Here is a 23,050-nt window from a genome sequence, read left to right as displayed (position 1 = left end):
CCTGCGGGCGGGTGGGCCGTTCGCTCTCACCTAGCCGACGACCAACGAGCCGTGCCGGGCCCGGCGGGTGGACAGGAGCGCGCCTGCGAGCCCTGCCGCCGCGCACAGCCAGACCAGGGCGAGGTACAGCGGGAGCGAGTAGCCGAAGCACGGGGAACCAGTGCCGGCCAGACTCACGGCGCCGAGCGAGACGACCGCGATCAGCGTGCCGGCCAGGGCGCCGGAGCATGTGGCGATCAAGGACTCCCAGCACAGAGCCCTGGTCAGTTGGCGGGGCGTGATCCCGGTCGAGCGCAGTAGCCGCAGCTCCGCTGCCCTGGTGCTCATCGACATGGCCGTGGAGTTCAGCACCGAGATCATCGTGTAGCTCACCGCCGTGCCGACGAGCAGGACGATGGCCCAGAGCATCACGCCGTCGCGCTCCCTGCCGTCGGAGGTGTCGGCGATCGCGACCGCGAACACGAACGTGCAGGCGAGCGCCACCGTCAGCATGACGGGGGATGCCACCGAGGCCGCCCGCTGGGGTTGCACGGTGATCGAAGCACGGGCCAGCGCGCCTGGGCCGGGGTCGAGCGCGGCGATCGGCGCCGCGAGCAGCCCGCCCACCACGCGCATCAGCACGGGGCCGAACGCCGAGCCCGCGACGCACAGAGCCATCGTGACGACGACGCCCAGGGGCACCGCGTCCGTCAGCGAAGCGGTGGAGGTGACACGCAGGAGCACGCCACCACCAGCCAACGCCGCGGTTCCGACCGCCGCGCGCTGCCAGGTCATCACGTGGGCCTGCGCGGCGGTGTCGCGCAGCACCTCCAGCGGCGCCACCCGGGCAGCCGTCCTCGAAGCGGTCAGTGCCGCCAGCAACGTGACGACGATGCCGACCGCCGTGCCCACGATGAACGGTGTCCTGTCGAGCACGATCTCGAACCCCGCGGGCGCGAGCCCCACCCGCGTGAGGAAGGCTGCCGTGAGGCCGGCCTGTGGTACGGCGAGCGCACTCCCGGCGATACAAGCCGCCACCGCGACGGTCAGTGCCTCGGCCACGACCAGCCGTCGCACCTGGCCCGGGGTCATCCCCACCGTGCGCAGCAGCCCCCAGGTGCGGCGTTGCTGCAGGACGTGCAGGCTCAGCGTCCCGGCCACCACGAAGATCGACACGAAGCCGGACAGGCCCGCGGTCACCGCGAACAGCGACATCAGGTTGCGCAGCCGACCGTCGCCGTGCGCGCTGGTCAGGAGCAGCCCTGCCCCGACGACGAGCATGACGGCAAGCGTGATCGCGGTGAAGGCCGCGATGAACGAGGTGCGGTTGGAGCGCACGTTGTTCCAGACGATTCCCGTCGGCATCACGGCTGCCCGACCGCCCCGCCGAGCCGTTCGGTCACCTGCCGCGCGGACGGCCGATCCAGCTCGTCGACCACCCGTCCGTCGGTCAGGAACAGCACGCGATCCGCCCAGGTCGCGGCTTCCGGATCATGGGTCACCATCACCACGGTCTGCCCGTGCTGGTCGACGGCCTCGCGGAGCAGCGCCAGCACCTCCTTGCCCGTACGCCGGTCCAGCGCCCCGGTCGGCTCGTCCGCGAAGATCACCTCCGGGCGGCTGAGCAGGGCGCGGGCGATGGCCACCCGCTGCTGCTGGCCACCCGACAGCTCCGCCGGGCGACGCCGCTCACGACCGGTCAGCCCGACCTGCTCGAAGATCTCCCGCACGCGGGTCCGCTCGGTGCGGCGACGCCCCAGCCGTGCAGGCAGGAGCACGTTCTGCTCTGCGGTGAGCGACGGCACCAGGTTGAACGACTGGAACACCACACCGACCCGGTCCCGCCGCAGCACGGCGAGCTGTGCCTGCGACATCCCGGCGAGGTCGGCACCTCCGACCCACACCGAACCCGAGGTGGGCCGGTCGAGTCCGGCACCGCAGTGCAGCAGCGTGCTCTTGCCCGACCCGGAGGGACCCATCACGGCGGTGAAGCTGCCGCGGCGGAACTCCGGGCTCACCTCGCGCAGTGCCGCCACCTCCATGGGACCCCTGCCGTACGTCCTGCTCACCCGGTCGAACCGCACCGCTGTCGCATGATCGGCGTTCACCTGCTCACCCTCGCGGGCCCGGGGTGCGATCCCATCCGGGATGACCCTGTGCCCACCCTGGGCCGGGCCCCGGTTTCGAGGAAGCGATCGCCGTCGGCCGGCGGATCGACCGGAGCGGACGGCGCATCCACCCTTGCGGGCGGGTGAGCCGTCCGCCGTTCCGCTCCTAGGGGTGGTTCATCTCCTGCATGCTCTGCGACGGCTTCACCGCGGTGTACGGGGTGAGGTCCGGCTTCGAGGTGAAGGCGTTGACCATCGGCGTCGTCGCGGCGTCGTACTGGGTGAGCGGCGGCAGCCCGAGGATGAGCTCCATCGTCCGCAGCATCGAGACGGTGCTGTAGAAGGTGGAGTCGACCTTGCCCGTGTGGCTGTACGGGCTGATCACCTGGGCTACCGTGCGATGGCCGTCGACGTGGTCGCCGCCGCTGTTGGAGTCCACCTCGGTCACGAGGATCGCGGTGGAGGACCAGTAGTCGGAGTGCGACACGGCATCGACGATCTGGCCCAGCGCCCAGTCGTTGTCGGCGACGTAGGCCGCCGGCGTCGGCGAGCCCGGCTTCGGCCCGGCGTTGCGGTCGTTGGGCAGCCTGATCAGCTCCGCTGCCGGCAGGTTGTTGGCGGCGACGTAGCCGTCGAACTCCTTCTTCCACTCCGCGAAGCGCGCGTTGCCGCAGTTCACGCCCGCCGCCGGGGCGAAGCTCCCGGGGGAGTCGGGGCAGGCGAGGTCGAACCCGCGGTAGTTGTGGTCGGTGTTCGCGTCGAGCACCGGATCGGCGGCCTTCGACGATCCGTCCGGCTGGACGTTGGTGAACACGCCGTAGTTGCGGAACGGCACGTGATGGTCGGCCATCTGGTCCCAGATGTAGGCGTGCGCGGGGTCGCGGTTCGGCGCCGTGGCGGGGTCCGTTCCCTCCTCGGGAAGTGGTCCGTTGCGCCCGGAGCTCGCGGCCGGCCAGATCTGCTCGGAGTAGTCGTTGGAGTTCCCTGCAACGGCCCAGTTCCACCCCTGCGCGCCGACCTCGCCGGGCGAGTAGAAGTTGTCGAAGTCGCCGAACGTCCGGGCCAGCCTGCGTGAGTTCGGCGTGGACTCGTTGCCGAACACGTTGAGCGCCGCGTCGCCGTTGCCCCTGCCCAGGCTGCCGAGCTCCTCGTCGTAGCTCTGGCCCTCACGCACCACATAGATCACGTGCTTGATCGGGCTCGCCGCGCCCGGCTGCATCGGGACGACACCCGAATCCCGGACCTTCGCGCCCTTGTTCGTGCCCTCGGACGGAGTGCTCGTGCTCTCGGGCCGGGGATTCGGGTCGGGGAACCCGTCGTTGTCCCGCACCTGCTGGGTGAAGTCCTGCAGATGCCCGGTCGGCACGGGGACACGCGTGAGCGTGCCCACCATCATCGAGGTGACGTCCTGGCTGAGCACCTCCATGTCGGGGCGGTTCGGGTTCGGGTGGCCGGCCAGGTCGTTGGGTCCGGCACCGAGGCCCTTGGCGTTCGTGATGAACAGCTGGGTTCCGGTCCACGCGAGCGAGGTGGGGTGCCACGAGGTGGGGACCATGCCGTTGAAGTGACCCGACCTGACGTCGATGAAGGCGACGGCGTTGTTGCCCGAGTTGGCGACGTAGAGCGTGCGACCGTCCTCGGAGAGCGCGATGGCGTCCGGGTTACTGCCGATCGGGGCGTTCGGGTAGGGGGAGACGCTGATCGAGCGGGTCGTCTTCTCCGTGGTGGTGTCCACCACGCTGAGCTCGTCGGAGTCGCCGTTGGCCACGTAGAGCGTGGAGCCGTCGGCCCGCGCGACGAGCCTGTTCGGGTGGGTGCCGACGGGGATCGACCCGCGCTGCACGGGTTCCGGCCGGCTCAGATCCACCACCGACAGTTCGTTCCCGCCCTGGTCGGTGATGTAGGCGGTGTGACCGTCGTGCGAGACCACCACGTCGTAGGGGCGGTGGCCGATCGGGGCCGTGTGCACTGCGCCGGTGGCGAGATCGACCACGCTGACGGCGTCGGCCTGCTGGTCGGCGACCACGAGCCGGGAGCCGTCCGGGGTGACGGCCATGCCTGCGGGGAACGGGTTGATCGGCTGGCCCGTCGGCCCGGTGGTCGGAAGGGGAATCGATCTCCTCTCGGTCAGGCCGGTCGCGCGAACGCTGTACGCGCGGATCAGGTTGTTGCCGCCACCGCTCGCGTAGAGCGTGAGGCCGTCCGGGCTGAACGTGAGTCCCGCGTAGAGGGACGCAGGTGCCGGGTATTGCAGTGTCTGTGTGACGTCCCCCGTGCTCGTGTCGATCACCTGGAGCGACTGCACGCCCGCCCCGGCATTGCTGACGACCAGTCGGCTGCCGTCAGGAGCCATCGCCGAGTCGATCGGCATGCCGGCCAGGTTCGTCTGCTTGCCCGCCGGGCCGATCCCCTGACCGATCGGCGAAAATGAGTTTGCGTCGTTGACCTGTCCACCTTGGCCGGGCCCTGCCTGTGGTGGAGGAGTCTGTTGTGGCTGCGCAGCGGCGGTGCTAGCGAAGCCCAACATGGCGACAAGGGCCACTCCGGTCACGATCCATCGTCTACCCCCCTGGTTCATATGCCTCTCCTTCTCGGCCGGATGGGCCGGCCGCGTCCACGTCGGACGCTAAGAGGGGGTGGTGGATGTGCTTGCTTATTCAGGTGAACAAAAGGTTGACAGCAAGGAACCAGGCGATCGGTCTCGGGCATCGAGGACGTAAACAGCTGGCACCTTGCGTGCCGCGAGCAGCTGGTGCACCATTAACCGAACGAACATTCGGTTGGAGGGAAGTCGGATGGACGCGCTCGAGGCCCGGTTCGAGGAGACGATCGCCGCCGACCAGCGGATCGAGCCACGTGACTGGATGCCGGAGGCGTACCGCCGCACGCTGATCCGGCAAATCGCACAGCATGCGCACTCGGAGATCATCGGCATGCAGCCGGAGGGCAACTGGATCCTGCGTGCCCCCTCCCTCCGCCGTAAGGCGATCCTTCTCGCGAAGGTGCAGGACGAGGCCGGGCACGGCATGTACCTCTACGCGGCGGCGGAAACTCTCGGCGTCGACCGCGAGGAGCTCACCGAGAAGCTGATCGAGTCGAAGCAGAGATACTCCTCGATCTTCAACTACCCCGCGCTGAGCTTCGCCGACATCGGCGTGATCGGCTGGCTCGTCGACGGCGCCGCGATCTGCAACCAGGTGCCGCTGTGCCGCTGCTCCTACGGCCCCTACGCGCGGGCGATGATCCGGATCTGCAAGGAGGAGTCGTTCCACCAGCGGCAGGGCTACGAGCTGCTGCTCGCGATGGTGCACGGCACCGACACCCAGCGCGAGATGGTGCAGGAATCGACCAACCGCTGGTGGTGGCCCTCCCTGATGATGTTCGGGCCCCCCGACGGCGACTCGCCGAACACACAGCAGTCGATGGAGTGGGGGATCAAACGCCACACCAACGACGAGCTGCGCCAGCGGTTCGTCGACATGACGGTGCCGCAGGCCGCCGCCCTCGGCATCACGCTGCCCGACCCCGATCTCCGGTGGAACGAGGAGCGTCAGGCGCACGACTACACCCAGCCGGACTGGGACGAGTTCAAGGCCGTTCTGTCCGGCTCCGGGCCGTGCAACGCGCAGCGGCTGGCGCATCGGCGCCGGGCCCACGAGAACGGCGCCTGGGTGCGCGAGGCCGCCGGGGCCTACGCCGAGAAGCAGGCGGCACGGGCCGCGCGGACGGAGGCTGTGGCATGAGCGAGCGTGCGAGCGAATCATCAGCGCAGCGTGAGCGTGCGAGCGAATCAGGGACGCCGCGCGATTTCACGGCAGAGGGTGGCCACGGTGCCGTTCCGACGAGCGGCGTCGAGACCGGGTCGGGCGAGCGGAAGCGGCGCAGCTGGCCGCTATACGAGGTGTTCGTGCGCGGCAAGCGCGGGCTCAACCACGTGCACGTCGGCTCCCTGCACGCGCCCGACAGCGAGATGGCCCTGCGCAACGCCCGCGACCTCTACACCCGTCGCAACGAGGGCGTGAGCATCTGGGTGGTGCGAGCCGAGGACATCGCCGCGTCCAGCCCTGATGAGAAGGACCCGTTCTTCGCCCCGGCGGGAGACAAGATCTACCGGCACCCCACCTTCTACGCGATCCCCGAGGAGGTGCCGCACCTGTGACCACGCACTCGCACACCGAGGAAGCGGACGCGACCAACGCCTACCAATCGCTCGCCGAGACCGTGGGCCACGACGACCCGCGCTGGGCGTTCGGGTCGGGCGTCGAGGACGTGCAAGGCGAGATCGACTCGCCCGTGCCCGACGACGTCGACGCCGGTGACCTCGCGCAGTACTGCCTCATGCTCGGTGACGACGCCCTGATCTGCAGCCACCGTCTCTCCGAGTGGGTCAGCAACGCGCCGGAGCTGGAGGAGGATGTGGCGCTCGCCAACATCGCGCTCGACCTGCTCGGTCAGGCCCGCGTCCTGCTCGCCAGGGCCGGACTCGTCGAAGGCGGCCGGCGCGACGAGGACGCCCTCGCCTACCTGCGAACCGAGGCGGAGTTCCGCAACGTCGCTCTGGCGGAGCTGGGCGACGAGCTGGACTTCGCACGGGCGATCGCGCGGCTCCTGCTGTTCTCCACCTGGCGGCTCGCGTTGCTGCAGCGGCTGCTCGACTCGCGCGACCCCGTGCTCGCGGCCGTGGCGGGCAAGGGCGTCAAAGAAGTGGCCTACCACCGTGACCACGCCGCCCGCTGGACGGTGCGCCTCGGCGACGGCACCGCGGAGTCGCACCGGCGGATGCAGGACGCCCTGGACGTCGTGTGGCCGCACGTGGAGGAGCTCTTCCGCACGTCCGATGTCGAACGGCGGCTGGCCGAGGCCGGCGTCGCGGCCGACCCGGAGCAGTTGCGATCCGAGTTCGACGCCGTGCTCGACGAGGTGCTCGCGGCCGCCACGCTGACGCGCCCCCAGCGCCCCGCGATCGGCACCATCGGCGGCCGTGGCGGTCGCCAGGGACTGCACACCGAACAGCTCGGGCACGTGATCGCGCAGATGCAGAGCCTCGCGCGTCAGCACCCGGGGGCGACATGGTGACGGAGACAGTGCGCGGGAGTGAGAGCGCCGATGTCCGCGCACGGGCGGCCGCCGCCACCGTGACGGACCCGGAGATGCCGATGCTCACGCTGGACGACCTCGGCGTGATCCGGCGCATGGACGTCGAGGGCGACGCGGTCACGGTGACGATCACGCCGACGTACTCCGGGTGCCCAGCGCTGGAGATCATGAGCGACGACCTGCGCACCGCTCTCGTCGGGGCGGGGTTCGCCCGTGTCGAGGTGCGCACCGCGCTCGCCCCGCCGTGGAGCACGGACTGGATCTCCGACGAGGGGCGGCGCAAGCTCGCCGAGCACGGCATCGCACCGCCGGGCCGGGTCGGTCCGCGCAGGTCCGGGCCGGTGCCGCTCATGCTCACCGCACCGGCGCAGCTGGTCCGCTGCCCGCGCTGCGGGGCGCCGGCCACCGAGGAGATCTCCCGGTTCGGCCCCACGGCGTGCACATCCCTTCGCCGGTGCCCCGTCTGTCGGGAGCCGTTCGAGCACATGAAGGAGCTCTGAGCCGTGTCGGCCACCGAGATCGCGATCCCGGATCACGCCGACGACGTCGTGGCGCCCGCCGCGGGGGGCTTCCGGCGCCTGCGCGTGGCCGCCGTCGAGCGGCTGTGCTCCGACGCCGTGGCCGTGACGTTCGAGGTGCCCGACGATCTGCGCGACACCTACGCGTTCCGCCCGGGCCAGTACCTGACGCTGCGCACCTTCGTCGACCAACCCGGGGGGCGGCGGGAGGAACGCCGGTCCTACTCGATCTGTGCCCCGGCCGGTGGTCCGCCGCGGGTCGGGGTGCGGCGGGTGGCCAGCGGGCTCTTCTCCGAGTGGCTGGTCGACCGGGTGCAACCCGGCGACGAGGTCGAGGTCGCCCCGCCCGCCGGCTCGTTCACACCCGACCTGGAGCCGGGCACCCACCACGGCCTGATCGCCGCAGGCTCGGGCATCACCCCGGTGTTGTCGATCGCGGCGTCCGTACTGCGCGCCCACGCCGACACCCGCGTCTCGCTGCTCTACGGCAACCGCCGCACCGACACGGTGATGTTCACCGAGGAGCTCGCCGACCTCAAGAACGCCTACGGCCCCCGGTTGCAACTCGTGCACGTGCTCTCCCGCGAGCCGATGGCGGCCGAGATCTTCTCCGGACGTCTCGACGCCGCGCGGCTGCGCCTGCTCCTGAGCGCGCTCATCGACACCGAGGACGTCGACCAGTGGTGGCTCTGCGGCCCGCTCGGGATGACGAGCGACGCGCAGCAGGTGCTCGTCGAGCTGGGGGTGGCGAAGCAGCGGGTGCACCGCGAGCTGTTCTACGTCGACGAGCCGCCGCCGGAGCCGGTGCGGGACGAGCCGGTGGAGACCGGGGCGACCAGCGACGTCACCGTCGTCCTCGACGGACGCTCGACCACCCTGACCCTTCCGCGGCGCGAGTCCATCCTGGACGCGGCGCAGAGTGTGCGCGGTGACCTGCCGTTCGCGTGCAAGGGCGGGGTCTGCGGCACCTGCCGGGCCCGGGTCACCGAGGGCGAGGTGACCATGCGGCGCAACTTCGCCCTGGAGGACGACGAGGTGGCGGCGGGTTTCGTCCTCACCTGCCAGTCCCGTCCGGCCACCCCCACGGTGACCGTCGACTACGACAGCTGACCCCGTCCCCAGTACGGCCCGCTAGCACTCCTCGCCGAGGAACTCGCAGGCGACCACCGCGGGCCGCTCCACGGGCCGGCCGGCGTCGATGGACCACGCCAGCCGCACGAGCTGGGCGTGCGACCACGTCAACGGAGTGGCCGAATAGGTGCCCTGACCCGTCGGGAAGCCGGCCTGGCCACTCGGCGCGTTCTCGTCCCACACCTGCTCGGCGATCATCAGCCCGTCGTTCGCCGACTCGGCCATGGCCTGCAGCCGCGCCGCCGGATCGCCCGTGCCTGCCAACAGCTCGTACTCACCGCGCTCGCCCGCGAAGATCGGCCAGGCCCGTCCGGTCGTCTGCCGGCTTCCCGGGTCGGTGATCCGCCACTGGCCGCCCACGGCGTCCTCGCCGTAGCCGTCATCGGTGAACCGGTGCCAGAACTGCCCGCTCGGCGTGTCCACCCCGAGCTCGCGGTCGACGACCTCCACGGTGTTGCGCACGACCGGGTCGTCGGCAGGCCGGATCCCCAGCCGGACGAGCTCGAGGAAGCTCGGGTCGACCACCGCACGCTGATCGAGGTCGGCGCCGCCGTCCCCGACGTTGTAGACGGTGGCGGCGTTCGGGTCGCCGTCCTTCGTCAGCCGCAGGTAGTAGGGCTGCGGGGACAGCGGCCCGCTGGTGGTGACCGTCCAGGCCTCGATGCGGCCGGCCCAGTCGCGAGCCGTCGCGAGCCAGCGGTCGGCGGATGCCGTGTCCCCGGCCCGGCGCGCGAGGTCGGCGGCGCACACCAGGCCTGCCACCTGCGCCGCGATCGTGCCCGCCGAGTACCCGCTCTGGTTCTCCCAGCGCTCCTGCGGCGACCACGGTGCCGGTCGCTCGCCGACGTAGCCGATCAGGAACTCGGCCGACCGCCGCACCCGCTCGTAGGTCTGCGGGTCGGTGCGATCGAGCTGCCATGCGAGTACGAGCGGCAGCGCCACCTCGTCGAGCTGCAGGCTCTCCCACACCGTCGTGCCTCGGACGTCGGAGTTCTGTGGGAAGGACCCGTCCGGGCGCTGCTGGCGCTGCAGCAGGAAGTCCAGCGCACGCTCGGCCGCGGCGCGGTCGCCGGCAGCCAGCAGCGCGGTGGCGTGCTGGTAGAGATCCCGCGACCAGACCAGGTGATAGGCCCCTGACGGTGACGACAGGCCGTCCACCTCCTGGCCCCACACCCACGGCATGCTCGGTGACGCCACGAACGCGCCGGGGTTGCGCTTGTCCTCGGACGCGGCGTTCACGACGACCGAGGCCCAGTAGGCGTCGGTGATCCCGGCGGCGCTGTTCGGCACGTCGTGAAGCTCGTCGATGTAGCGATGCCAACCGTCGGCGTAGGCGGCGGCTACGGTGTCGAACCCGTCGGCGAGGCTGCCGGTCGCCTCGGCGCTCGCGGTGGCCGCGTCGGGGCCGAACCCCAGCGCGACCACGGCCTGCTGGGCGTCGCCGATCCCGGTGACGCCGGTGAGCCTGCCCGCGAGCACGACGTTGCCGGGACCCGCGGCGCTGTAGCGCGCGTCGAGGTCACCGTCGGCGAGCAGGTCGGTGCGGGCGTCACTGGTGCCGAGGTGACCGACGGTCCGGTCGTCGAACCCGGTGTCGGCCGCGAGCGAGAGCGCCGCCGCGCCGTCCGAGGCGACCAGGTCCGCCCCGCCGGCGGTGGCCCGGTCGTCGTCGCCCTCGTTGGACAGTGCCGGGTCGGCGACGGCGTACACGGAGTACGGGCGCTCGTCGAGCGAGGTGAACCGGACGTCGACCAGGACCACATCGCGCCCCGGGTCGGTGACGTACGTGCGGACCATCCGCCACCGGCCGCTCGGGGACTCGTCCACCTGCTCGTACGCCGGTACGCGCGCGTCCGGGGCGCTCGTGGAGCCCTGTACGTCGGAGGTGCGCTCCACGAGGCCGGCGCCGTCGGTGACGACGAACTCGAGGTTGCGCAGCGCGGGCGTACCGAGGTCGGGGTAGAACACCTCGCTCAGCTCGCCCGGCCGCAGCGTGAACCACACCTCGCTCTCCGGGGTGCGTGACGTGCCGAACCCGTGCTTGTCGGCGGGCGTCCAGACCGACTTCTCGCCGGGGGCGCCCGGAGCCACCGGCTCCGCGGCTGCCGCAGGCGGGACGATCAGCAGGGCGGCCACCGCGATGGCGCCGGAGAGGAGCGTGGGGATCCGGGCAGCGGTCATCGTCGTCCTTCGCTCGGGTGATCACATCCCGTACCCGGCGCGGACCTCGGTCGAAACGACGATCAGCGCAGATTGCCGACGGCAGTACTTGCGGCGCGGATCGCTCACGAGGCCTTCCGCCCCTTCGCCGGGGTCGTTCCCGCCGCCTTCGCCACGGCCCGCTCCAGCTCGGCGCGGTTCATCGACGAGCGGCCCTGGACGTCGAGGTCGCGCGCCATCGCCGTGAGATCGGCCTTGCTGAGCTGGGAGAGGTCGCCGTCCGGCTCGGCCTTGCCTGCCTTCTTGCGGGTCGTCGCTGCCGCCTTCTTCCGGCGGCCGCCGCTGCGCTCGTCCTTCCGGCCACCGCGCGCCTCGGCCACGCTGGCTTCCAGCGCGGCGATCAGGTCGGACATCGCCGTCGGCTCGGGTGGCTCCGACTCGGTGACGATCTCGTGCCCGCGGCGCTTGTCCTCGATCAGCTTCTCCACGCGCTCGGTGTAGGTGTCGCGGAAGTCCTCGGGGCGCCACGGCCCGCTCATCGACTCGATCAGCGATGTGGCCATCTCCAGCTCCTTGCCCTTCGCCTGCGACTTGCCGGGCAGGTCGTCCAGGTCGGCCGGGTCGCGGATCTCGTCGGCGAAGAACAGGGTCTCCAGGGCCAGCACGCCCTCGTCGGCCCGGACGGCCGTGAGGTACTCCTTGCCGCGCATGACGAACGTGGCGATCCCCGCCCGGTTGGTGCGGGCCATGGCGTCGCGCAGCAGGGCGTAGGGGCGGCCGTACTGCTCGTCGGTCGGGGCGAGCCAGTAGGTCTTCTGGAAGAAGATGGGGTCGATCTCGTCCAGGTCGACGAACGTGACGATGTCGAGCGTGCGGGAGCGGCCCGGAGCTATCTCGGCCAGCTCATCGGGCTCGACGATCACGTGGTCGCCGCCGCCGACCTCCTTGCCCTTGACGATGTCGGAGTACTCCACCTCCTTGCCGGTCCGCTCGTTGATCCGTTGATTGCGGACGCGGTCGGCGGTGCCGCGCTCGAACTGGTGGAAGTGGATCGTGTGGTCCTCCGTTGCGCTGAACAGACCGACCGGTATCGACACCAGCCCGAAGTTGATGGACCCCGTCCAGATCGCTCGTGCCATCCCTGGCCTCTCGTCGTCCCCGGCCGTGTACCCGATCAGCAGCGCCTCAGTGCTGGTCGAGCCTGCGTTCCAGGTCAAGCACCCGCCGCTGTGCCTCGCGTGCCGCGCGGTCGGCCGCATCGACCTCCCGCTCGGCCGAGCGGGCCCGCGTGCGTGTGTCGTGCTCGGCCTGCTCCACGGCCTCGATGTGGCTGCGCAGCTCGCGCAGCGTCGCGGCCGCGTCGTCCGCGGCGCTTTCGGCGTCGGTGAGCTCGCGCTCCGCCTTGTCGCGGGCGGCGTCGGCGTCGGCGGCCGTGGACCGCGCCTGCTCCAGGTCGCGGCGCAGCCGCTCTTCCCGTTTCGGGCCGTCGTCACCGTGCTGCTTCGCCGGCGGGGGCGTGGTCGTCGTTCCCAGGAGGCCACCGGCCTCAGCGGGATCGAGCGCGGAGGTGAGCCTGCCACCCGCGACGGCTTCCGCGGCTGTGCTGCTGTTCACCGCTGCGGTGAACGTGTTCTCCAGTTCGCGGGTGACTGCGTCACTCGGCGGGTTTCCCGTCGACCGTGCCAGCGCCCTCGCCTGCTCGACGAGCCCGTGCACCACCTCGTGGCGTTGCTGCGACAGCCTGCGCAGCGCCTCGCCCTCCAGCTGGTCCTGCGCCGCGCGAAGCCCGTCCCCGAGGTCCACCACCAGAGCCCTGACCTCGTCGGGATGCTCGCGGGACAGCAGGTTGGCCAACCACGCCGCGGTCGACGGGCGGCGGAGTGCCTGGATCTGCTCGGCGAGCGTCTTGTCGCCGTTCTGCCGGGCACGCTTCGCGGCCGCGTTTCGCGCAGCCGTGAACTCGTCGCGGGGCAGCGCGTAGAGCTCGTCGGCCACCGGGTCGAGGTCCGCAGCCATGCCCGGGAATGCCCCGCTTGCCCGCGGGCGAATCCGCGGAACCGTCAGCTCGGCACTCGGACCAGGCCTGCGGCGCCGTCCACCGTCACCTGCTGGCCGGTCCTGATCCGGGTGGTCGCATCGGCGACCCCCACGACGGCGGGGATGCCGTACTCGCGTGCGACGACGGCCCCGTGCGAGTTCGGCCCGCCCATCTCCATCACGAGGCCACCAGCCGTGAGGAAGAGCGGTGTCCAGCCCGGGTCGGTCGATGGCACGACGAGGATCTCGCCGGGCTCCAGGTGGGCGCCTACCGGGTCGAGCACCACTCGCGCAGGGGCGGTCACGGTGCCGGCGGAGGCAGGGGTGCCGGTCAGGGCGCCCTCGACGTCGACGGGCCGGGAGAGCGTCTCGGGCTCGGTTCCGTCGGACAGGAGGACTCGCGGTACGTGCCGACGGCGCAGCTCCCGGTCGTACTCCTCCCGGCGCTCTGCGACGGTGGAGCGGTGGTCGGCCCCCGCGAGCGCGGAGCGCGCCTCGACGAGGTCGAGGAAGAACACGTCGGCCGAGTTGCCGAGCAGCCCGCGTGCGGCGAGCAGTTCGCCCACGACCTGTAGCTCCACCCGCGCAAGCGCCAGAAGCCGGATCACGAAGTCCTTGTGCGTCTCGCGCATCCCGGCCAGCTCGCGCACCCGCCGCAGCGCGACCTTTACCGCGAGCGCTCGGATACGGGAGCGGCGGCGGACCCGCTCGACCGTCGCGGCAACCGCGGCATCGGCGGCCAGCGCGCCCCGGGCGAACACGGCGTCCGGGGCGAGCTCCGGGTCGTCGAGACGCAGGTAGTTGGCCAGCACACCCAGAACGTGGGACGGGTCGTCGGACCAGCGGGGCATGCCGAGATCGATCTCGGCGACGGCGCGGTGCCCGTGCCGGGCCAGGAACGCCTTGAGGCCCTGCTGCAGCACGGGTGGTAGCGCGCCGTCGTGGTAGCGGATCGCCAACTCCGCAGCCGGTGTGCCGCGCAGGGCCTCGGCGGAGCCGGCGTCGCCGCGCAGCCGCGTGGCCAGGGCCCAGAGCTCGAGGTCCATCTCCGTGGTGGTGTTGTGGGGTAGCGACCGCAGCACCTCGTGCGAGGCCGCATCGTCGAGGTCGTCGCCGGCGAGCTTCCGCGCCACCGCGAGCATCGCCAAGCCGACGGCGAACAACGGCGCGACCCTCGGCATGATCGGGAAGAACTTGGCCAGCACCCGCTGCACGTTGTCCAGCCGCTGGTCCGGGGCGGCGTCCGCCGGCAGTGCAGTGAGCGTGCGGAGCCGGTGGCCGATCCGGTCGACGCGCTGCCGTGCCGCGGCCGGACGCAGCAGGGACAGGGCGAGGAGCGCCGGCACCCGGTGGTGCACCAGCACCCTCGCCACCCGCCGGACGAACGGCCACCGCGACGTCGTGCGCACGGCGAGCGCGGGCTCGTCGAACAGCGCCCGGAGCACCACGGCCGAACGCGCCTCCATGATGTCGAGCACCCGGGGGAGAATCGCCCGGCCCATCGCGCTGCGGACGCCCGGCGTGATGTCGGCGAACGCCCGCCCGCCGGCCGTCACGAACGCAGGGGGCCCGGCGACCGGGTCGGCGATCGGCACGCCGAACGCCGCCGCGGGTACGGACGTGATCACCCGGAACGCCGACAGACCCATCGGGGTGATCGGCCGCGTCAGCCCCTGAGCGAGGCTGGCACAGAAGTACACGCGCAAGCCGTGGCCGGTCGGCTGGGGGAGCGGGTGCAGCGTGGTGATCGGCCGCGACTGGGTGAGCCACAGGGCGCCGTCACTGTCGATGGCCCACTCGATGTCCTGCGGGGCGCGGTAGTAGGCCTCGACGCGCCGCCCGAGCGTGACGAGAGATGCGATCTGCGCATCCGTCAGGCTCGACCGGGCCGCTCCGTCGGCCCTGATGACCTGCTCGGTGCCGCCGCCTGCGAGCGGTCGCACCTCGACGGCCTTGTCGCCGAGCCGGTGCTCGACGATCCGCCCGTCGTCCTCGACGACGATGTGGTCGGGGTTCACGGCACCCGACACCACAGCCTCGCCGAGACCGGGGCTCGCGTCGATCACGGTGCGGGTTCGCGTGCCCGTCACGGGGTCGGCCGTGAAGAGCACACCGGCGACCTGCGCGTCGACCATCCGCTGTACGACGACGGCGAGCCGCACCACACGGTGATCGATCCCCGCGTCGGCGCGGTAGCTCACCGCCCGGTCGGTCCACAGCGAGGCCCAGCAGCGGTGAACGGCATCGAGCACGGCGTCGACCCCGACGACGTTGAGGAAGGTGTCCTGCTGCCCGGCGAAGCTCGCGGACGGCAGGTCCTCCGCGGTGGCCGATGACCGGACCGCGACCGGGACCTTCTCGCCGAGGGCCAGGTAGGCGCGGCACACGGCATCGGCGACAGGTGCCGGTACGGGCATCGCCAGCAGTGCGGTGCGGGCGCGCTCGCCCAGCCGCGCGTCTCCGTCGAGCTCGCTCTCGAGGCCAGCAGCCGCCGCCACCTGCGAATACGCCTCGGTGGTGACGACGAACCCCGGCGGCACCGGGAACCCCGTGCCGATCAGCTCGCCCAGGTTCGCGGCCTTGCCTCCCGCCGTGGAGAGCGTTCGCGACCCGAGTTGGTGCAAGTCGACGACGAGTTCGTTCACGGCCATGCCGGACGATAACGCCGAAATCCCCCTAACTCAACAGTTGTTGAATACTGCGCTACTGATCGTGATCATTGATCGATTCGCTATGAGCGGAGCGTGATCGGATCTGATGCACGAGTGGCCGCTGGCGCAGGCTGTGAGGTGGGTGTCAGATTGCGCGATGCCCGAACGAGTGCGTCACGAGCGCAACCGATCCGAACGCGTCAACCACGACCCGTCATCCACCGATCCCGCCCCCGTCGTCGTCGGAACCGGCCCGGTCAGCCCGGCCGAGATCCTCGCCGTGGCCCGGGAGGGGGCCGGTGTCGTTCTCTCGGCGGATGCCGAGCGCACGATCGCTGCGAGCCGCGAGGTCGTCGAGGCGCTCGCAAGCGATGTGCGGCCGCACTACGGGGTGTCCACGGGGTTCGGCGCCTTGGCCACCCGGCACATTCCGGTGCAGCTCCGGGGGCAGTTGCAGCGCAGTCTCGTGCGGTCGCACGCGGCCGGCTCGGGCCCCGAGGTCGAGCGGGAGGTTGTGCGCGCGTTGATGTTGCTGCGCCTCTCGACGCTCGCGACGGGCCGGACCGGGGTACGGCCTGAGACCGCGCGCGTGTACGCGGCGATGCTGTCGGCGGGGATCACGCCGGTGGTGCGGGAGTTCGGGTCGTTGGGGTGTTCGGGCGACCTCGCGCCGCTGGCGCATTGCGCGTTGGCGGCGATGGGGGAGGGCGAGGTCCGTGACGCGGCGGGGGATTTGCAGCCGGCCGAGCGGGCGTTGGCGGCGGCGGGGATCACGCCGGTGGTGCTGGAGGAGAAGGAAGGGCTGGCGCTGATCAACGGCACCGACGGGATGCTGGGGATGCTGGTGCTGGCATGCGCGGACCTGCGGCGGTTGTTGCGCACGGCGGATGTGGTGGCGGGGATGAGTGTGGAGGCGCTGCTGGGTACGGATGCGGTGTTCGCACCGGACCTGCAGGCGTTGCGTCCGCATCCGGGGCAGGCGGCGTCGGCGGCGAACATGCGGGTGGTGCTCGCCGGGTCGGCGGTGATGGCGAGTCATCGGACCCCGGACTGCACGCGGGTGCAGGACGCGTACTCCTTGCGCTGCGCCCCCCAGGTGCACGGCGCGGCCCGCGACACCCTTGCTCACGCCGAGTCGGTGGCCGGCCGGGAGCTCTCGGCGGCCATCGACAACCCGGTGGTCACGGAGGATCGGCGGGTGGAGAGCAACGGCAACTTCCACGGTGCCCCGCTGGGCTACGTACTGGACTTCCTGGCGATCGCGGTGGCGGATGTGGCGTCGATGAGTGAGCGGCGCACCGACCGGTTCCTGGACGTTGCCCGCAACCAGGGCCTACCCGCGTTCCTCGCGGACGACCCGGGCGTCGACTCCGGGCACATGATCGCCCAGTACGCCCAGGCGTCGATCGTGGCGGAGCTGAAGCGGCTCGCCGTACCGGCCTCGGTCGACTCGATCCCGACCAGTGCGATGCAGGAGGACCACGTCTCGATGGGGTGGGCGGCCGCGCGGAAGCTGCGCCGCGCGCTCGACGGGCTGACGCGGGTGCTCGGGGTCGAACTGCTCACCGCCGCCCGTGCCCTGGACCTGCGGGCTCCGTTGGATCCTGCTCCGGCCACCGCCGCCGTGCGTGACCGGCTGCGGGCCGAGGTATCGGGTCCCGGACCGGACCGCTGGCTGGCCCCGGAGATGGACGCGGCCGCGGATCTCGTGAGTACGGGGAGCGCCCTCGGCGCCGCGGAAGCGGTGACCGGCCCGTTGCGCTGACGCGCGGCCGAAAGCGCCGCAGGCAGGGCAGACTCTCTGCGGTGGCGGACGAGGTGCACGGCGAGGGCGGGAACCCTCCGCATGTGATGCAACCGGCGTGGAAGCGACGGACGCGCGGGGAGCACCGGTGGCCTGCAGCGGCAGCGGTGGTGGTGGCGATCGTGCTGCAACTGATGCTGCCCAACCCGGTGGTGCCGCAGGCCCGCTACGTCCTCCCGGTGCTCGAGGTCGTGCTGCTCGTCGGACTGGTCGCGGGCAATCCCTTCCGCATCGACGGCGAGTCGGCCGCGCTGCGAATCGGCGGCCTCATCCTGACCGGGCTCGTCGTGCTCGCGAATGCGTGGTCGGTGGTGCTGCTGGTCGGGGAACTGGTGGCCGGCCGCCCCGAGACGCCGGCGCAGCTGCTCATCGGGGGCGGCGGGATCTGGCTGATCAACGTACTGGCGTTCGCGCTCGTCTACTGGGAGCTCGACCGGGGTGGTCCGGCGGCGCGGGCGAACGCCGTACGCGATCTCCCCGACTTCCTGTTCGTACAGATGCAGAACCCCGACTTCGCGCCGCGCGACTGGGAGCCTGCGTTCGTCGACTACCTGTACCTGTCCTTCACCAACGCCACGGCCTTCAGCCCCACCGACGTGATGCCGCTCTCGCGGTGGGCGAAGATGACGATGACGGTGCAGGCGGCCGTCGCTCTGCTCGTGGTGGTGCTCGTCGTCGCCCGGGCGATCAATGCCCTGTCCTGACCTCGCGGCGTAGCAGCAGGTACTCGCGGACCACCATGATGATGATCAGTATGTCCACGGCGGCCAGCACCGGCAGCACCACGGAGCCCGTGCGCACGGCCCGGTAGAGCTCGTAGGCCACGAACACGCTGAGCACGACCGCCGCCACCGGGTAGGCCGGCATCCAGCGTCGCAGCAGCGCCACCACCAGAGCGAGCTTCACCACGCCGTGCAGCCCGAGATAGAGGATCACGAACGTGCGGTTGCCGGAGGCGAACTCCGCCGTGCCCGCAACGAGGTGGCGGGCGAGGAAGCCGTCGGGCGAGCCCACCAGGTCGCGGCTGATCACGTCGGCCACCAGCTGGTTCACCAGGGCGGCGGGCACGAGGAGCAGCGCGATCGCGCCGATCAGCTCGATCGCGCCGTCCAGGCCCTTGACGAACATTGCGAGGCGGAACAGCCGCTCGGTGCGCCGCGCCGACGGGGCGTCAGCCATGGCGTCGCACCGGCGTACCCGTGATCACCTGCTCGAAGATCCGCATGGTTCGCCTCGCTCGATCGTGGTCGACGCGGACAGCGCCGGTTCCAGCGTAGGTCGCGCTCGTGCAGGCGCTCGGGTACACGCTGGTCACTACCGATATGCGGCCCGGTCGTTGCCCCGGCGGCTCGCCGCCGTCGGTCAGAGCGACTTCGCGACCTCGACCAGCTGGTCCAGCGCCATTCCCCAGCCGTCGATGAACCCCATGTCCTCGTGGGACTTCTTCGCCGCGGCGTCGGCATGGATCGCCGTGGCGGTGTACTTCGTGCCGGTGCCATCGGGCTCGATGCTGATGACCGCGGTGAACGGGAAGCCGCCCTCGACGATCACCGGACGGAACCCGGGGCCCAGGCCCGAGGTGAAGACCAGCCTGGAACCCTCCTCGACGACGAGGATGCAGCCGCTGCTGGGGTAAACGTCGCCCTCCGGGGAGCGCATGGTGGTGTCGAACCTTCCGCCCGGCTGTAGGTCGATCTCGCAGGCGGTGGTTGTCCAGGGCCTGGGCGCGAACCACTGCTTGAGCAGCTCGGGAGTGGTCCAGGCCTTCCAGACCAGCTCCGGCGCGACGTCAACGGTGCGCTCCAGCACGAGGTCGAGCTCCGGGTTCGGGGTGTAGGTGGTCATGTCTGCTGCTCCTTGAGGTCGTAGAGAAACGAATCGAGCTGGTCGAGGCGCTGGGTCCATAGGGCGCGCTGCGCAGCGAGCCAGGTGCCGATGTCCTCGAGCGGCTGGGGCGCGAGCCGATAGGTCCGCACGCGTCCCTGCTTGTCCGACGTCACCAGGCCGGAGCGCTCGAGGACGCTCAAGTGCTGGGTGAACGACGGCAGTGCCATGTCGAAGGGACGAGCCAGATCGCTGGTCGTCGCGGGCCCCCGGCTGAGGCGCTCGATGACCTGGCGACGTGTGGGGTCCGACAACGCGTGGAAGACGCCGTTGAGATCTGTGTCGGCCACGCCCTCCCCACCGTCTCGTCGCTTAGGCATGTACCTAAGTATGCGCACGCACGTCACTTAGGTCAACCCCTAAGTGACGTCGAGGCTCGGTGGTCAGGTCACGCCGGTGGGACGGACATTCCGATGTCGCGCAGCGGTTCCTGCAACGTCGTGAGGACGCTGGGGTCAGCTACCTGTAGCTCCGTGAGGAAGGCTTCCGTGGCTGCTCGAAGGGCCCGGGCGAGCTCGCCTGTGTCGAGGCTCCGGACGAACGCCTCGCCGATCGGAGCGGTGACCTCCGGCGGCAATGCGTCCGCACCCTTGGCGTACGAGGTCGGAAGTCCCAAGCGGTGGCAGGCAAGGGTGATGGTGTGGTCGCGGACGGCACTGATCCAGTGCTCGGCCTGCCAGGGGGCGCCGCGTTCGATGGCGATCCGGGCGTGGAGGACGTGATGCCAGGTCAGGCCGATGAGATGCTCTGGATCAACGGACGGCAGTGCTCGCCGCCCACCCGGAGTGCCGAAAACGACCTGGAAGCCACCGTCGCCGACCGGACGGAAATCAGCGCTCGGGGTGAATCCCAGATCGATCTCGAGCGGCCCGTCGAGGAGGAACGCGCGATAGACCTGCGTGCCGGGGCGGAGGTCGAAGTGGTGGAGAGCGCCGAGTTCGCGATAGACGAACGAACTCCAGTCGGCGAGCACCTCCTCCACCTCGATGCCGACCGCAACCCCGAGGAACAGGTCGATGTCGGACCAGCGGTCTTCCCTGCCGCTCGCCGCTGAGCCGGTGATCGCGGCACCGACGATCCGCTCGTCGTCACGGGCCCGATCCAGAAGCTGCGTCCGTACCCGCTCGCGCCGATCCACCTCGAACATGGGCGATGATCGTAAGGGGATGGTCGGAGCCACCCGGAGAGTCAGGGCTCGTCTGTCGGCGGCCGGCTCCGCGCCGGAACGTAGGTTTCGTCGTAGCGATGCAGCGCCAGCGACCGCGCGTAGCGGCGGGCGATGTCCGGCATCGGCGACTCGCCCAGGGCCCGGCTGACGCCGAAGACCGTGCCCGGATAGTCCAGCCGACCCAGCACTGCCCGGATGCGGGCCCAGTCGTCGGGCGGCACCAGCTCCACGGGATCGCCCCCCGCGAACCAGCCCATCGGCACTGCCATCCCAGGGGGCACGACAGTGTTCACGTGCACGACCGCGCTGAACTCGACCTCGGCGCCCGCCCCGATCCGCGCTCCGTTGAACAGCATCGCGCCGGTGGCGATCCGCGCGTCGCCCTCGATCACACACCCGGTGAGGTGGGCGTGCGGACCGACCAGCACGTGGTCGCCGAGGCGGACCGGGTTGTGCGGAACGCCGCGCACCACGGCGTTCTCCATGACAATGCAGTTCGCACCGATCTCCACCGGGCCGCCCTCAGCTGTGAGCACGGCCCCGAAGAGCACACGGCTGTGGGCGCCCACGGTGACGTCGCCACAGAGCACCGCGGTCGGCGCAATGTAGGCGGACTCGTCGACGCGTGGGCCGGCGTTCCGATGTTTGACGAAGACGGCGCCGCGTCCCACCGGGTGCTGGTAATGCTCGCGAACGGTCCTCATCCCCGACGCCTCCGTTCCGTCGAGTAACCCTCCGGGGCTCCTCGCGGCTCGACGCGTCACGCGCGCAGTCGCGCGATCCCGGGTCCGGCGCGACCAACGCTACGCGCGGTCGCTCCAGCATGGCAGGGTGTTCGGGCCCTTCTCGGCGGCGCGGTCGGCGGGCTGGTCGTGGCACGCGCCGTGACCTCCGCCGTCAGGCCGCCTGCGGCTCGACCCGGGTGGCATCGGCCACGGAGGCGGTGAACCGGACTACCGGTCCGTCCTCGGCGACCTCCGTGATCGGGAACACCGAGGCGATCACCACCTGCGCGGCGACATTCTCAGCGAGGACGTCGGCCTCGACGGTGCGGATTCCGGCCCGAGCGCCGAGCGCGGCCACAGCCTGGAGCAGACGAGTGCCGATCCCACGCCGCTGCCAGGCATCAACCACCTCCACGGCCAGCTCCGCGCAACAGTCGCCGACGCGGAACAGCCGGGCGATGCCGACCGGCGTCGTGCCGGCGAACGCGGCGACGGCGAGGTGGGTCCGCCCGTCCACGGCCGCGAGGCGCTCGCGCGCCTGCGGGGTCAGCTGCGGGATGCCTGCGTGGAAGCGTTGGTAGCGGCTGGTGGGCGACAGGCCGGCGAAGACGGCGTCGAGGACGTCGAACTCGCCGGGTCTCAGTTCACGCACCCGAACTGGGCCGGTCACGGGAGCGCCCACGCCGTGAGCAGGGACAGGCCGAGCGCGCTGAGCAGGGCCACGGGCAGACTTCGCGTCCGTCGCCACAGCAGCCATGCGGTGGCGGCGGCCAGCAGCGCCGGCAGGGTGTCGCCAACCGATATCGCACCGCGCGGGGCCAGCAGGGCCGGCACGGTGATCGCGGCCAGCACCGCGGGCCCGACGTGTGGCAGCAGTCTGGTCAGGGCGGCGGGCGGGGCGGGGCGGGCCCGCACGAGGAACGCGGCGCGCAGGACGTAGGTCCCCAGTCCGATGACCACCAGAATCAACAGGTCACGCATGACGTCCTCCCAAGAACGCGCCGGTGGCGATCCCCGCGCCGGCGCCGACCAGAAGTCCCAGGCCCAGCGGCAGGTCGGCCGCGGCGACTGCGACCGCCCCGCCCACTGCCGCAGCACCCCAGGCGGGCCGACTCGTGAGCATCGGCAGCAGTAGGAGCAGGAACGTCAGCGGCGCGGCGAGATCGAGCCGCAGGCCCACCGGCAGCACGCCTGCAAGCAGCACTCCGAGGCCGGTGAGGACCTGCCACGCAGCCCAGAGCGTGGCTCCGACGATGAAGTAATAGGCCATCCGCTCCCGCGGCGGCCCGCCCCCGCCCGGACCGGCGAACCGGGCTGTGGCCAGGGCATACACCGGATCCGCGAGGAGATAGGCCCCCGCCCACTTCCAGCGGCGCGGCCACGTCGCGGCGTGCTCGGCCAGCGAAGCGCTGTAGAGCAGGAACCGTGCATTCACCACCAGCGCGGCGAGGACGACGACAGCCGCGTTCGCACCCGCGCCGAGCATCTGGACCGCCAGCAGCTGCCCGGCACCCCCGAACAACAGCGGGGACGACGACCAGGCGACCAGCGGCGAGACACCGGTCGCCGCCATCGAGGCGCCCAACGTCAGGCCGAAGGGGATGTAGGCGACGATCACCGCGACCGAGTCGGTCACCCCGCGGCGCCCTGGGGACGGCCGTGCGCGTTTGTCGTGGCGGTCGGGGTCGTCAACGGCGATCACCATTCGGTCGGGCTGACCCGCCTCGACGGCCTCCGGCACCGGACTCGTCCCGGTATCCATGCTGTTCCCTCCGACGTGGCGCCGGT

The 23,050-nt window shown here is 71.3% G+C and carries 22 protein-coding genes; 7 read left to right on the top strand and 15 right to left on the bottom strand.

Annotated elements, in window-relative coordinates:
• Positions 1 to 30: 30 nt before the first annotated feature.
• The 3 genes from ABD743_RS02810 to ABD743_RS02800 form a co-directional block, all read right to left on the bottom strand.
• The gene (locus ABD743_RS02810; protein ID WP_344718456.1) at positions 31 to 1,344 is read right to left on the bottom strand and encodes an FtsX-like permease family protein; all 1,314 of its coding nucleotides are present in this window, start codon (positions 1,342 to 1,344) and stop codon (positions 31 to 33) included.
• Entirely contained in the window at positions 1,344 to 2,021 is a 678-nt protein-coding gene (locus ABD743_RS02805) for an ABC transporter ATP-binding protein (RefSeq protein WP_379659071.1), read from the bottom strand. The genes ABD743_RS02810 and ABD743_RS02805 overlap by 1 nt, the downstream gene beginning before the upstream one ends.
• A gap of 232 nt (positions 2,022 to 2,253) precedes the next feature.
• The gene (locus ABD743_RS02800; RefSeq protein WP_344718452.1) at positions 2,254 to 4,458 is read right to left on the bottom strand and encodes a bifunctional YncE family protein/alkaline phosphatase family protein; all 2,205 of its coding nucleotides are present in this window, start codon (positions 4,456 to 4,458) and stop codon (positions 2,254 to 2,256) included.
• 424 nt (positions 4,459 to 4,882) lie between these two features.
• Here ABD743_RS02800 and paaA point away from each other — a divergent pair, with 424 nt between their 5' ends.
• Genes paaA through paaE form a run of 5 tightly spaced genes read left to right on the top strand, consistent with a single transcriptional unit; the run spans position 4,883 to position 8,812 of the window.
• Positions 4,883 to 5,830, top strand: a complete 948-nt coding sequence (paaA, locus tag ABD743_RS02795; RefSeq protein ID WP_344718450.1) for a 1,2-phenylacetyl-CoA epoxidase subunit PaaA — start codon at positions 4,883 to 4,885, stop codon at positions 5,828 to 5,830.
• A complete protein-coding gene (gene paaB / locus ABD743_RS02790) occupies positions 5,827 to 6,246 on the top strand; it encodes a 1,2-phenylacetyl-CoA epoxidase subunit PaaB (protein ID WP_344718448.1) in 420 nt (139 codons plus the stop codon). The genes paaA and paaB overlap by 4 nt, the downstream gene beginning before the upstream one ends.
• Positions 6,243 to 7,163 (top strand): 1,2-phenylacetyl-CoA epoxidase subunit PaaC, encoded by a 921-nt coding sequence (gene paaC, locus ABD743_RS02785; protein WP_344718446.1) that lies wholly within the window; start codon positions 6,243 to 6,245, stop codon positions 7,161 to 7,163. The genes paaB and paaC overlap by 4 nt, the downstream gene beginning before the upstream one ends.
• Positions 7,157 to 7,684, top strand: a complete 528-nt coding sequence (gene paaD, locus ABD743_RS02780) for a 1,2-phenylacetyl-CoA epoxidase subunit PaaD (RefSeq protein ID WP_344718444.1) — start codon at positions 7,157 to 7,159, stop codon at positions 7,682 to 7,684. Before paaC ends, paaD begins: the two co-directional genes overlap by 7 nt.
• Positions 7,685 to 7,732: 48 nt before the next feature.
• Positions 7,733 to 8,812 carry a 1,2-phenylacetyl-CoA epoxidase subunit PaaE gene (paaE, locus tag ABD743_RS02775; protein WP_344718785.1) on the top strand — a complete coding sequence of 360 codons (1,080 nt, stop codon included), beginning with the start codon at positions 7,733 to 7,735 and terminating at the stop codon, positions 8,810 to 8,812.
• Between the two features lie 21 nt (positions 8,813 to 8,833).
• Here the strand turns inward: paaE and ABD743_RS02770 are convergent, their stop codons facing one another.
• The 4 genes from ABD743_RS02770 to ABD743_RS02755 form a co-directional block, all read right to left on the bottom strand.
• Complete coding sequence (locus ABD743_RS02770) at positions 8,834 to 11,014, bottom strand: glycoside hydrolase family 15 protein (protein WP_344718441.1); 2,181 nt, start codon at positions 11,012 to 11,014, stop codon at positions 8,834 to 8,836.
• A 104-nt stretch (positions 11,015 to 11,118) separates the two neighbouring features.
• Positions 11,119 to 12,132: a non-homologous end joining protein Ku gene (gene ku, locus ABD743_RS02765; RefSeq protein ID WP_344718783.1), complete on the bottom strand. Its 1,014-nt coding sequence runs from the start codon at positions 12,130 to 12,132 to the stop codon at positions 11,119 to 11,121.
• A 46-nt stretch (positions 12,133 to 12,178) separates the two neighbouring features.
• Positions 12,179 to 13,009, bottom strand: a complete 831-nt coding sequence (locus tag ABD743_RS02760) for a hypothetical protein (protein ID WP_344718439.1) — start codon at positions 13,007 to 13,009, stop codon at positions 12,179 to 12,181.
• A 44-nt stretch (positions 13,010 to 13,053) separates the two neighbouring features.
• Positions 13,054 to 15,681 (bottom strand): PEP/pyruvate-binding domain-containing protein, encoded by a 2,628-nt coding sequence (locus ABD743_RS02755; protein ID WP_344718437.1) that lies wholly within the window; start codon positions 15,679 to 15,681, stop codon positions 13,054 to 13,056.
• A gap of 157 nt (positions 15,682 to 15,838) precedes the next feature.
• Between ABD743_RS02755 and hutH the strand changes: the two genes are divergently transcribed.
• Together hutH and ABD743_RS02745 are read left to right on the top strand one after the other, a co-directional pair.
• Positions 15,839 to 17,446, top strand: a complete 1,608-nt coding sequence (gene hutH, locus ABD743_RS02750) for a histidine ammonia-lyase (RefSeq protein ID WP_344718435.1) — start codon at positions 15,839 to 15,841, stop codon at positions 17,444 to 17,446.
• Positions 17,447 to 17,487: 41 nt separating this feature from the next.
• Positions 17,488 to 18,189 (top strand): hypothetical protein, encoded by a 702-nt coding sequence (locus ABD743_RS02745; RefSeq protein ID WP_344718433.1) that lies wholly within the window; start codon positions 17,488 to 17,490, stop codon positions 18,187 to 18,189.
• On the opposite strand, the gene ABD743_RS02740 is transcribed toward ABD743_RS02745, so the two are convergent.
• The 8 genes from ABD743_RS02740 to ABD743_RS02705 all read right to left on the bottom strand — a co-directional run bounded on the left by ABD743_RS02740 (position 18,173) and on the right by ABD743_RS02705 (position 23,024).
• Positions 18,173 to 18,664: a DUF2127 domain-containing protein gene (locus ABD743_RS02740; RefSeq protein WP_344718431.1), complete on the bottom strand. Its 492-nt coding sequence runs from the start codon at positions 18,662 to 18,664 to the stop codon at positions 18,173 to 18,175. The genes ABD743_RS02745 and ABD743_RS02740 overlap by 17 nt on opposite strands.
• A gap of 183 nt (positions 18,665 to 18,847) precedes the next feature.
• On the bottom strand, positions 18,848 to 19,330 hold the full coding sequence (locus tag ABD743_RS02735) for an SRPBCC family protein (protein WP_344718429.1): 483 nt from the start codon (positions 19,328 to 19,330) through the stop codon (positions 18,848 to 18,850).
• Entirely contained in the window at positions 19,327 to 19,689 is a 363-nt protein-coding gene (locus ABD743_RS02730) for an ArsR/SmtB family transcription factor (RefSeq protein ID WP_344718427.1), read from the bottom strand. The genes ABD743_RS02735 and ABD743_RS02730 overlap by 4 nt, the downstream gene beginning before the upstream one ends.
• Before the next feature lie 68 nt (positions 19,690 to 19,757).
• The gene (locus ABD743_RS02725; RefSeq protein ID WP_344718425.1) at positions 19,758 to 20,516 is read right to left on the bottom strand and encodes a nucleotidyltransferase domain-containing protein; all 759 of its coding nucleotides are present in this window, start codon (positions 20,514 to 20,516) and stop codon (positions 19,758 to 19,760) included.
• A 41-nt stretch (positions 20,517 to 20,557) separates the two neighbouring features.
• A complete protein-coding gene (locus ABD743_RS02720; protein ID WP_344718423.1) occupies positions 20,558 to 21,241 on the bottom strand; it encodes a gamma carbonic anhydrase family protein in 684 nt (227 codons plus the stop codon).
• Between the two features lie 193 nt (positions 21,242 to 21,434).
• The gene (locus ABD743_RS02715) at positions 21,435 to 21,914 is read right to left on the bottom strand and encodes a GNAT family N-acetyltransferase (protein WP_344718421.1); all 480 of its coding nucleotides are present in this window, start codon (positions 21,912 to 21,914) and stop codon (positions 21,435 to 21,437) included.
• A gap of 14 nt (positions 21,915 to 21,928) precedes the next feature.
• Positions 21,929 to 22,243: an AzlD domain-containing protein gene (locus ABD743_RS02710; protein ID WP_344718419.1), complete on the bottom strand. Its 315-nt coding sequence runs from the start codon at positions 22,241 to 22,243 to the stop codon at positions 21,929 to 21,931.
• Positions 22,236 to 23,024: an AzlC family ABC transporter permease gene (locus ABD743_RS02705; RefSeq protein WP_344718417.1), complete on the bottom strand. Its 789-nt coding sequence runs from the start codon at positions 23,022 to 23,024 to the stop codon at positions 22,236 to 22,238. Before ABD743_RS02705 ends, ABD743_RS02710 begins: the two co-directional genes overlap by 8 nt.
• Positions 23,025 to 23,050: the final 26 nt, after the last annotated feature.

The sequence above is a fragment of the Pseudonocardia yunnanensis genome, from assembly GCF_039534065.1.
GTDB classification, from domain to species: domain Bacteria; phylum Actinomycetota; class Actinomycetes; order Mycobacteriales; family Pseudonocardiaceae; genus Pseudonocardia; species Pseudonocardia yunnanensis.
This window is presented reverse-complemented; position numbering and strand designations above follow the sequence as displayed.

What these genes read in the sequence shown, in the direction of transcription:
- ABD743_RS02720 (WP_344718423.1), bottom strand. Translation starts at nt 21,241, where the DNA reads ATGAGGACCGTTCGCGAGCATTACCAGCACCCGGTGGGACGCGGCGCC.
- paaB (WP_344718448.1), top strand. Translation starts at nt 5,827, where the DNA reads ATGAGCGAGCGTGCGAGCGAATCATCAGCGCAGCGTGAGCGTGCGAGC.
- ABD743_RS02705 (WP_344718417.1), bottom strand. Translation starts at nt 23,024, where the DNA reads ATGGATACCGGGACGAGTCCGGTGCCGGAGGCCGTCGAGGCGGGTCAG.
- ABD743_RS02805 (WP_379659071.1), bottom strand. Translation starts at nt 2,021, where the DNA reads ATGGAGGTGGCGGCACTGCGCGAGGTGAGCCCGGAGTTCCGCCGCGGC.
- ABD743_RS02770 (WP_344718441.1), bottom strand. Translation starts at nt 11,014, where the DNA reads ATGACCGCTGCCCGGATCCCCACGCTCCTCTCCGGCGCCATCGCGGTG.
- ABD743_RS02730 (WP_344718427.1), bottom strand. Translation starts at nt 19,689, where the DNA reads ATGCCTAAGCGACGAGACGGTGGGGAGGGCGTGGCCGACACAGATCTC.
- ABD743_RS02800 (WP_344718452.1), bottom strand. Translation starts at nt 4,458, where the DNA reads ATGCCGATCGACTCGGCGATGGCTCCTGACGGCAGCCGACTGGTCGTC.
- ABD743_RS02810 (WP_344718456.1), bottom strand. Translation starts at nt 1,344, where the DNA reads ATGCCGACGGGAATCGTCTGGAACAACGTGCGCTCCAACCGCACCTCG.
- hutH (WP_344718435.1), top strand. Translation starts at nt 15,839, where the DNA reads ATGCCCGAACGAGTGCGTCACGAGCGCAACCGATCCGAACGCGTCAAC.
- ku (WP_344718783.1), bottom strand. Translation starts at nt 12,132, where the DNA reads ATGGCACGAGCGATCTGGACGGGGTCCATCAACTTCGGGCTGGTGTCG.
- ABD743_RS02760 (WP_344718439.1), bottom strand. Translation starts at nt 13,009, where the DNA reads ATGGCTGCGGACCTCGACCCGGTGGCCGACGAGCTCTACGCGCTGCCC.
- ABD743_RS02725 (WP_344718425.1), bottom strand. Translation starts at nt 20,516, where the DNA reads ATGTTCGAGGTGGATCGGCGCGAGCGGGTACGGACGCAGCTTCTGGAT.
- ABD743_RS02755 (WP_344718437.1), bottom strand. Translation starts at nt 15,681, where the DNA reads ATGGCCGTGAACGAACTCGTCGTCGACTTGCACCAACTCGGGTCGCGA.
- ABD743_RS02710 (WP_344718419.1), bottom strand. Translation starts at nt 22,243, where the DNA reads ATGCGTGACCTGTTGATTCTGGTGGTCATCGGACTGGGGACCTACGTC.
- paaA (WP_344718450.1), top strand. Translation starts at nt 4,883, where the DNA reads ATGGACGCGCTCGAGGCCCGGTTCGAGGAGACGATCGCCGCCGACCAG.
- ABD743_RS02740 (WP_344718431.1), bottom strand. Translation starts at nt 18,664, where the DNA reads ATGGCTGACGCCCCGTCGGCGCGGCGCACCGAGCGGCTGTTCCGCCTC.
- ABD743_RS02735 (WP_344718429.1), bottom strand. Translation starts at nt 19,330, where the DNA reads ATGACCACCTACACCCCGAACCCGGAGCTCGACCTCGTGCTGGAGCGC.
- paaD (WP_344718444.1), top strand. Translation starts at nt 7,157, where the DNA reads ATGGTGACGGAGACAGTGCGCGGGAGTGAGAGCGCCGATGTCCGCGCA.